The sequence below is a fragment of the Saccharopolyspora sp. MMCC62 genome (assembly GCF_057736575.1).
On record NZ_JBYKCM010000007.1, the window covers coordinates 106,338 to 114,870 of the forward strand.

The 8,533-nt window shown below is 72.9% G+C and carries 5 protein-coding genes; 1 reads left to right on the forward strand and 4 read right to left on the reverse strand.

Annotated features, from left to right (window positions below; all coding sequences use genetic code 11):
• Nucleotides 1-96: 96 nt before the first annotated feature.
• A complete protein-coding gene (locus AC29IT_RS17805; RefSeq protein WP_488219494.1) occupies nucleotides 97-2,274 on the forward strand; it encodes a DEAD/DEAH box helicase in 2,178 nt (725 codons plus the stop codon).
• Here the strand turns inward: AC29IT_RS17805 and AC29IT_RS17810 are convergent.
• The 4 genes from AC29IT_RS17810 to AC29IT_RS17825 form a co-directional block, all read right to left on the reverse strand.
• Nucleotides 2,264-3,469, reverse strand: a complete 1,206-nt coding sequence (locus AC29IT_RS17810) for a cytochrome P450 (RefSeq protein WP_488219639.1) — start codon at nucleotides 3,467-3,469, stop codon at nucleotides 2,264-2,266. The genes AC29IT_RS17805 and AC29IT_RS17810 overlap by 11 nt on opposite strands.
• 108 nt (nucleotides 3,470-3,577) lie before the next feature.
• The gene (locus tag AC29IT_RS17815; protein ID WP_488219495.1) at nucleotides 3,578-4,399 is read right to left on the reverse strand and encodes an SAM-dependent methyltransferase; all 822 of its coding nucleotides are present in this window, start codon (nucleotides 4,397-4,399) and stop codon (nucleotides 3,578-3,580) included.
• A gap of 557 nt (nucleotides 4,400-4,956) precedes the next feature.
• On the reverse strand, nucleotides 4,957-5,970 hold the full coding sequence (locus tag AC29IT_RS17820) for an NADP-dependent oxidoreductase (RefSeq protein ID WP_488219496.1): 1,014 nt from the start codon (nucleotides 5,968-5,970) through the stop codon (nucleotides 4,957-4,959).
• A 15-nt stretch (nucleotides 5,971-5,985) separates the two neighbouring features.
• Nucleotides 5,986-8,532, reverse strand: a complete 2,547-nt coding sequence (locus tag AC29IT_RS17825) for a PfaD family polyunsaturated fatty acid/polyketide biosynthesis protein (RefSeq protein WP_488219497.1) — start codon at nucleotides 8,530-8,532, stop codon at nucleotides 5,986-5,988.
• Between the last annotated feature and the right edge of the window lies 1 nt (nucleotide 8,533).

An 8,533-nucleotide genomic window follows, 5' to 3' on the forward strand; every position in this document is an offset into this window, starting at 1 on the left:
GGTCAAGCTGGTCACCGGGGCCGCACCACCCGCTCGGCGGCTGCCCGCGCGCCGGTGGTGCGGTACTGACGAGCAGGGGATTCCTGGGGAGGAAGCATGGGGCTCGACGACGGGCCGGGTGCGGTGCGGGCGGGTCGCGCGGCGCGCGCCGTGCTGGCGGGCGCGCGGTCGTTCCGCGCCGCCGCGCGCGGGCTGCTCGCCGAACCGGACCGGCTGCGCGAGCGGGCCCGGCGGCAGTACGACGCGTTCCGGCAGCGGGAGGCGTGGGAACGGCTGCGCGCGATGCCGGTCGGCAGGCTCCGCGACGCCGCGCGGACCAGGCTGCGGCTCGGCGAGCTGGAGCGCGCCGGATACCGCACCGTCGCCGACGTGGCCGCCGCGACCCCGGAACGGTTGCAGACCGTGCCCGGTGTCGGACCGGCCACCGCGCAGGAGGCCGCGGCCGCCGCCGCGCGCCTCGCGCGGGCGAGCGCGCAGGACGTGGTGCTGCGCATCGACCCGGACCGGCGCGACCCCGAGCACGCCGCGCTGCTGGCGACCGTGCGGGCCTGGGAGCTCGCCGGGGAGCGGGTCTCCGCGCAGCAGAAGGAGATCCGGCGCGGGCTCGCCGCGCTCGACGAGCTGGAACCGGTGGCGCAGCGGACCGGCAGCAGGCTGCGGATGTGGTTCACCGGCGCCGCCCGCCGCGGCAGCGCGCTGGACGCGCTGGCCCGGCTGGACGGGCTGCTCACCGAACCCGGCATCCGGCGCGTCGCCGCAGCTGCGGAGGACTCGGGCGCCGAACCTCCCGCGCAGTTGTGGCGGGACTACGAGCGCCGCGCCGCCACCTACAACACGCTGCTCGCCGAGCTCACCGACCACGCCGGGACCGGCGCCGCGGCCACCGGACAGCTGCCGCCGGAGCAGGAACGGCAGGTCACCGCGACCGGGCTGGACACCGGACTGCTGCGCGTCGCGCTGCGCGGCTACCAGGCGTTCGGCGCGAAGTTCGCGCTGGCGCGGCGGAAGTCGATCCTCGGCGACGAGATGGGGCTCGGCAAGACCGTGGAGGCGCTGGCCGCGATGGCGCACCTCACCGCCCGCGGCGGCACCCACTTCCTGGTGGTGTGCCCGGCCGGGGTGTTGATCAACTGGGTGCACGAGACGTCCCGGCGCAGCGCCCTCGTCCCGCACCCGCTGCACGGCCCGCACCGGGACGCCGCCACCCGCGAGTGGCTGCGCGACGGCGGGGTCGCCGTCACCTCCTTCGACACCCTGCAGCGGCTGCACGGGGTGGCGGCCGCGCCGCTGGCGATGGTCGTGGTCGACGAGGCGCACTACGTGAAGAACCCGCACGCGCAGCGCTCGCAGGCGGTCGTGTCGCTCGTCGCGCGGGCGGACCGCGCGCTGCTGCTCACCGGAACCCCGATGGAGAACCGCGTCGAGGAGTTCCGCACCCTCGTCGGCTACCTGCAACCGGAGCTCGCGGCCCGGCTCGACGCGCGGGACGCGCTGGCCCCCGGCCGGTTCCGGCGCGCGGTCGCACCGGTGTACCTGCGGCGCAACCAGGACGACGTGCTCACCGAGCTGCCCGAGCTCATCGAGCTGGAGGACTGGGTCGAGCTCACCGGCGCCGACGACACCGCCTACCGGAACGCGGTGGGCGCGGGCAACCTGATGGCGATGCGCCGCGCCGCCTACGAGCAGCCGGGTTCGGCGAAGCTCGCCCGGCTCCGGGAGATCGTCGAGGACGCCGCGCAGCAGGAGTGGAAGGTCGTGGTGTTCACCTTCTTCCGCCCGGTGCTCGCCGCCGTCCGCGACGCCGTCGGGCCCGCCGCGATGCCGAAGAACCTCGACGGGGACCTCACCGACAAGCAAGGACTCGTCGACGAGTTCTCCGAACGCGACGGGCACGCCGTGCTGCTCGCCCAGATCGGCGCGGGCGGCACCGGGCTCAACATCCAGGCCGCGAACGTGGTGGTGCTCGCCGAACCGCAGCTGAAGCCGAGCGCCGAGGAGCAGGCCATCGCCCGCTGCCACCGGATGGGCCAGACCCGCAAGGTCCACGTGCACCGCATCCTCGCCAAGGACACCGTGGACCAGCGGCTCCGCGAACTCCTCGACGGCAAGTCACGCCTGTTCGACGCCTACGCCCGGGAGAGCACCGCGAAGCTCGCCGACCCCGAGGCGCTCAACACCCGTCCCCTCGACGAACGCCTCCTGCACGACACCTCCGTCCCCGTCGAACGCCGCATCGTCGACGTCGAACGCCACCGCCTCGGGCTCACCACGTGACCGGGAGGGCGTGGAGGCCGAAGATGGCCGCGTCGTTCTTGAGGGGGATCTCGTCGAGCGCGGTCGTGGGGCGCAGGCCGGGGACCTTGCGGAACAGCGTGTTGTAGACGATCTCCAGTTCCATCCGGGCCAGGTTCTGGCCGAGGCACTGGTGCGGGCCGTAGCCGAACGCGACGTGCTGGCGGGCGCCGCGCTCCACGTCGATCTCCTCGGGGCGCTCGAACGCGGCCGGGTCGCGGTTGGCGGAGCCACCGAGCGCGAACACGCCCTCCCCCGCCCTGATCCGCTGCCCGCCGATCTCCAGGTCGTCCTTGGCGATCCGCACCGTGATCAGGTCGGTGATGCTGAAGTAGCGCAGCAGCTCGTCCACGACCTCGAGGGTGCGGCCCGGTTCGGCGATGACGCGGTCCCGCAGCTGCGAGTTCTGCATCAGCGCCAGCGAACCCAGCGAGATCATGTTGCCGGTGGTGTCGTGCCCCGCGGTCAGCAGCAGGAACGCGAGGTCGACGAGTTCGGCGTGGTCGTAGGAGCGCTCCTCGGCGGGTTTCGCCGCCTGGCGGCTGAGCAGGTCGTCGCCCGGCTCCTTCTCCTTCGCCGTCACCAGGTCGTCCAAGTAGGACTGCAGGTCGAAGAAGGCGCGCTGCCGGGCCAGCGGCGGCTCGGTGGTGTTGAGCATCGTCGAGGTGCGGTCCTCGAAGAACTCGTGGTCGGCGTAGGACACGCCGAGCAGTTCGCAGATCACCAGCGACGGCACCGGGAACGACAGCGCCCGCACCAGGTCGGCCGGTCGCGGCCCGGCCAGCATCGCGTCCACCGCGTCGTCGACGATCTGCTGGACGCGGGGGCGCAGCGCCTCGGTCTTGCGCACGGTGAACTCGCCGACGACGGCGCGGCGGGCGCGGGTGTGCACCGGCGGGTCCATCCCGGCCAGCGACAGGGTGGAGTCGTTGTCGCTCTTGGCGAGCTCCACCATGTGCGGGAAGTCCGGGTCGCCGCGGTCGGAGCTCAGCCGCGGGTCGATGAGCGCCTTGCGCACGTCCTCGTAGCGGGTGACGATCCACGCGTGCTTGCCGGTGGGCAGCAGCACGCGCTGCACCGGCGAGTTCTCCCGCAGCTCCGGGTACTCGTCCGGCAACCGGTACGGGCACCTCCGCGGCGGCGGGAACGCCAACGCGGTGTCGTCGTGTTCGACCATCTCGGCCACAGCAGACCATCCCTCATCACGATCGGCGGGGGAGTGAACGGCCCACCGGCCCGCGTTCCCGGGGCGGGTGGGCCGTTCACCTGGGGGGACGCGCGGAGATCAGGCGGGCTTCTCGGCCGTCAGCAGGACGGAGCCGAACTCGTCGACGTCGACCATGTCGGCGGGGCTGAACTTCTTGTCCGCCTCCTCCTGGAACACCGGGTCGAGCTGGTCGTTGACGGCGCTCATCTGCTGGAAGGTGGGGCGCACGCTCTGCTCGGTGATGTCGAGCAGCTCCGCGAAGCGCAGCCCGGCGCGGCGCAGCATCGGCAGGTAGTCGTCACCGTCGGCGAGGGTCATGATGAAGTCGCGCAGGCAGCGGTCCACGTGCTCCTGCTTGTCCGCGGGAATCGGGCCGCGGGCGAAGAAGTCGGTGAGCGTGAGCCTGCCGCCGGGCTTGAGGACGCGCTGGACCTCGCCGAGCACCTGCTCGCGGTCGGGCATGTGGAAGATCGACTCGATGGCGATGGCCGCGTCGAAGGAGTTGTCGGGGAACGGCAGGTTCATCGCGTCGGCGTGCTGGAACTCGACCTGCCCGGACAGGCCGGCGGCCCCGGCGAGCTCGGTGGCGCGGCTGATCTGGTCCCGGCTGATCGACACACCGGTGACGTGCGCGCCGGTGCGGGTGGCGATGCGGCTCGCGGGCTGGCCGAGCCCGCAGCCGACGTCGAGCACGCGGTGCCCGGCCTGCAGCCGCAGCCGCTCGGTCATCATGTCGGTGAGCCGGTCGGCGGCCTCCACCAGCGGCACCTCGGTGTCGTCGAGGTCCCAGAACCCGAGGTGCAGGCTGCCGCCGGCGCCTTCGGTGTCCAGGGCGGTGAGGCGGTCGTAGAGCAGCCCGACCTCTTCGGGGACGGACAGGGTGGCGTTCTGGGCGGACATGGTGGCCTTCCTTCTGTTCTCACTGGACCGGATCGGGTCGATGGCGTCCGCGCGATCGGCGGTGACCTGATGTCCGGAGGTCGTTGCTGTGCCGGGGGAACGAGTGTGCGTCGGTATCGGTTCTTCGCTGTGCCTGGGAAACGATTCCGAGTCGGTTGACGGCGCTGAGCCGGATGGACGGTGCTGAGTCGGGCGGGCGTTGCCGTGTCGGGTGAACGGTGCTGAGTCGGGCGGGCGTTGCCGTGTCGGGCGAACGTCGCTGTGTCGGGCGGGCGTTGCCGTGTCGGGCGAACGGTGCTGTGCCGGGGAATCTCCGCCGTACCGGGCAACGCGGCCGCGCCGGAGTTTCCTAGCCGCACCGGGGCGGACCACGCCGTGCCGGAGTCCGGGTGTCGCCGGTCCCGCAGCCGAAAACCGTTGCGGCGAAGGGAATCGCGGCTCGATCGACGCCTCACCCCTGCCCCGGAAACTACACCGGACGCGGATCGGAGTGGGGCGGTTGTGCGGATTCTGGCGGAAGCACTGGGGAATTCACTGGTCTTGATCTCCTGATCGGCTCAGTCGACGCGCACGAGGGTCTTGCCGGTGTTCTTCCCGCCGAGCATGTCCAGGAAGGCCTGCGGGGTGTTCTCCACGCCCTTCACCACGGTCTCCCGGCACCGCACGTCGCCGCGGGCGAGCCAGCCGCCCATCTCGGCGAGGAACCGGTCCTTGACGTGCTCGTAGTGGCCCACCAGGAATCCGCGCATCGTGATGCCCTTGCCGATGGCCTGCATCAGGTTCCGCGGCCCCACCACCTCCCCCTGCTCGTTGTACTGCGAGATGGCGCCGCACAGCGCGAACCGGGCGCCCGGTCTCGCCAGCAGCAGGGCGGCGTCGAGGTGGTCGCCGCCGACGTTGTCGAAGTAGACGTCGAACCCGTCCGGGGAAGCTTTGACCAGTTGCTGCCAGATCGGCCCATCCCGGTAGTCGAAGGCGCGATCGAACCCGAGTTCTTCGGTCAGGTAGCGCACCTTCTCCGGTCCGCCCGCCGAGCCGATGACCTTGGCGGCGCCGCGCAGCTTCGCGATCTGCCCGACGATCGAGCCGACGGTACCGGCCGCGCCGGAGACGAACACGGTGTCACCGGGCCGGAATTCCGCGGCTTCCAGCAGCCCCGCGTAGGCGGCGTGGCCGGGCATGCCGAGCGGGCCCAGGTACGCCTCGGGCGGCGCGGCGCCGGTGTCGACCCGGGTGGCACCGGCGGCGCCGACGACGGCGTACTCCCGCCACCCGAGCCCGTGCAGCACCACGTCACCGGCCGACAGCTGCGGGGACCGGGAGACGAGGACTTCGCCGACGGCGCCGCCTTCGAGGGGTTTGCCGATCTGGAACGGCGGCACGTAGGTGCGCACGTTGTTCATCCGCCCCCGCATGTACGGGTCGACGCTGAGCACCAGGTTGCGCACCAGCACCTGGCCGGGCCCGACCTCGGGCAGCTCGGCGCGGGCGACGGTGAAGTTCTCCGAGGTCGGCGCCCCGTCGGGCCGGGAGGCCAGCCGGATCTCGGTTCCCGTGGTCGGGACGGTCATCAGGTCCTCCTCGTGTCAGCCGACGGCGGCGGGTTCGGGGCGCGGGCCGAGGGTGGCCTGCCAGTGCTCGACGGCGGCGCCGATGGTGTCGACGGCGCCGTCCAGCAGCAGGCGGCCGATCTCGTCGACGTGGCGGTGCCGCCACTCGTGCAGGGCCGTGCCCCGCACCCAGTCGTTGAAGGCGCCGAGCGCGGGTCCGGTGTGCACCTGGCGGTTCACCTTGTCGTGCTCGTCGCCGCTCATCGCGAGCTTGGTGCTGTAGTGGAAGTACCAGCGGAACAGCTGCGCCAGCTTCAGCTTCGGCTGCCGCTCCGCCTGCTCGATCTGCGCGTCGCGGCCGCGGGAGCGCAGGTAGGCGCACACCTCGTCCCACACCTCCTCCGCGCTGCGGCGGAAGTAGGTGCGTTCGATGAGTTCCCTGGTGCGTCGCGGGATCTGCTCCCAGCCGTCGTAGTGCGCGTGCAGCGCGAACAGCTTGTTCGCCCGCGTCGGGAAGAACACTCCCTTGCGCAGCACCTGCACCTGGGCGCCCATCTCGAACATGTCGCCCGCCGGGGCGTAGCCGGTGTCGTCGACGCCGATGTCCTGCAGCACGTCCTTCACCGGCGCGCTCATCGCCGATTCGGCGGTGCACTGGTTGATCGAGCCGGTGAGCACGTAGTCGGCGCCGAGCAGGAACGCCGCGGCCACCGCGGACGGGGTCCCGATGCCACCGGCGAGCCCGAGGCAGATCGGTTCCGCGTAGCCGTGGTCCCGCACCGCGCGCTGCCGCAGCTGCAGCATCGCGGGCATCAGCACCGCCGCGATGCCGCCGTCGGTGTGCCCGCCGGAGTCGGCTTCGACGGTGAGGTCGTGGCTCATCGGCACCTGGGCCGCCAGCCGCACCTGCTCGTCGGTGAGGGCGCCCTCCGCGCGCAGCTCGTCCAAGATGGACCGCGGGGGCGGCGCCAGGAACTCGGCGGCGATCTCGGGGCGGGACACCTTCGCGAGAATCCGGTGCTCGCACAAGGGTTTCCCGTCCGGACCGGCGCGCAGCCCGCTCGCGCGGAACCGCACCAGCGCCGGGGTGATGCGGACGAACGCGGAGGCCTCGACGGTGCGCACGCCGAGCCGCAGCAGCAGTTCCACCTGGTCGCGTTCGGCGGCCGGATCATCGTGGTCGGCCAGCAGGTTCACCCCGTAGGCCCGGCCGCCGGGCAGGCCGCGCTGGATCTCGCGGACGCCGCGTTCGACCTCGCCGGGCGGGAGCCCGCCGGTGCCGAGCACGCCGAGCATGCCGGCGCGGCCGAAGCGCACCACCATTTCCGGGGAGGCGACCCCCCGGTACAGCCCGCCACCGGCGTAGGCGTAGCGCAGTCCGTGGCGGCGGCGGAACACCTCGCTGCCGAGGTGGGTGGCCCGCTCGTCGGCGGTGGGGAGCCCGGTCGGCACCGCCGGCGGTGCGGAACTCCCGTCGACCGGCCCGGTTCGCTCCGGAGCGCGGGTGCGCGCCGGTTCCGGGCTCGGTGCCGGTTCCGGACGCGGCACGGCTTCGGCCACGGGTTCCGGACGGGATGCCGGTTCCGGTCGCAGCGCCGGTTCGGCCACCGATCCCGGACGCGGTCCCGGATCGGCCACGGCGTGCGGTCGCGATCCCACATCGGCCACCGGTTCCGGACGCGATACCGGTTCGGACACCGGTTCCGGTTTCGGCCTCGGGGCGGTTTCGGCCACCGGTTCCGGCCTCGGCGCGGCGCGGATCTGCTCGACGAGCTTGCCGACGACGCGCCCACCGAGCTCCACGAACTCGGTGACGCCCGCGTCGAGCAGGTGCCACACGCCCTCGGTCCAGCGCACCGGGCTGACCACCTGCTCGGCCAGCAGCCGCGCGGTCTCCCCCGGCGGGTACGGCAGCGCGGTGGCGTTCGCGATCACCGGCACCCGCGGGTCGCCGAGCCGGAATTCCCCCAGGTACCGGGAGAACTCGTCCTTCGCGGCCGCCATCAGCGGCGAGTGGAACGCGCCGGAGACGTTCAACCGGGCGCAGCGGACCTCGCGGACCTCCAGGTACGGCACCAGTTCGCCGACCACCTCGACGGCGCCGGAGACGACCTGCTGCGCGGGCGCGTTGTCGTTGGCCACCACCAGCGATCCGAACCCGCCCTCGTCCAGCAGCTCCCGCAGCCGCGGCGGCTCCAGGCCGAGCACGGCGACCATGCCGCCGCCGCGGGCCTGCGCCATCAGCTCGCCCCGGCGCCGCACCAGCCGCAGCCCGGTGGCGAAGTCGAAGGCGCCCGCCGCGTGCAGCGCGCAGTACTCGCCGAGGCTGTGCCCGGCGTACCGATCGGCCGTGCCGCCGTCCTCGCGCCACCGGCGGTGCGCCAGGGTGCCGACGACGTACAGCGCGGGCTGGGTGCAGCGGGTGTCGCCGAGCTCCTTGTCCGGGTCCTCCAAGCACAACCGCCGGATCGAGCGGCCGAGGATCTCGGAGGCCTCCTGTTCGGCGTCCGGGTAGGCGTCGAACAGCTCCGCCCCCATGCCGCGCCGCTGCGCGCCCTGCCCGGGGAAGATCACCGCCCGCATC

Bases quoted from the DNA above. Each gene is read 5' to 3' on its own strand.
- AC29IT_RS17805 (WP_488219494.1), top strand. From the start codon at position 97: ATGGGGCTCGACGACGGGCCGGGTGCGGTGCGGGCGGGTCGCGCGGCG.
- AC29IT_RS17810 (WP_488219639.1), bottom strand. From the start codon at position 3,469: ATGGTCGAACACGACGACACCGCGTTGGCGTTCCCGCCGCCGCGGAGG.
- AC29IT_RS17815 (WP_488219495.1), bottom strand. From the start codon at position 4,399: ATGTCCGCCCAGAACGCCACCCTGTCCGTCCCCGAAGAGGTCGGGCTG.
- AC29IT_RS17820 (WP_488219496.1), bottom strand. From the start codon at position 5,970: ATGACCGTCCCGACCACGGGAACCGAGATCCGGCTGGCCTCCCGGCCC.
- AC29IT_RS17825 (WP_488219497.1), bottom strand. From the start codon at position 8,532: ATGCGGGCGGTGATCTTCCCCGGGCAGGGCGCGCAGCGGCGCGGCATG.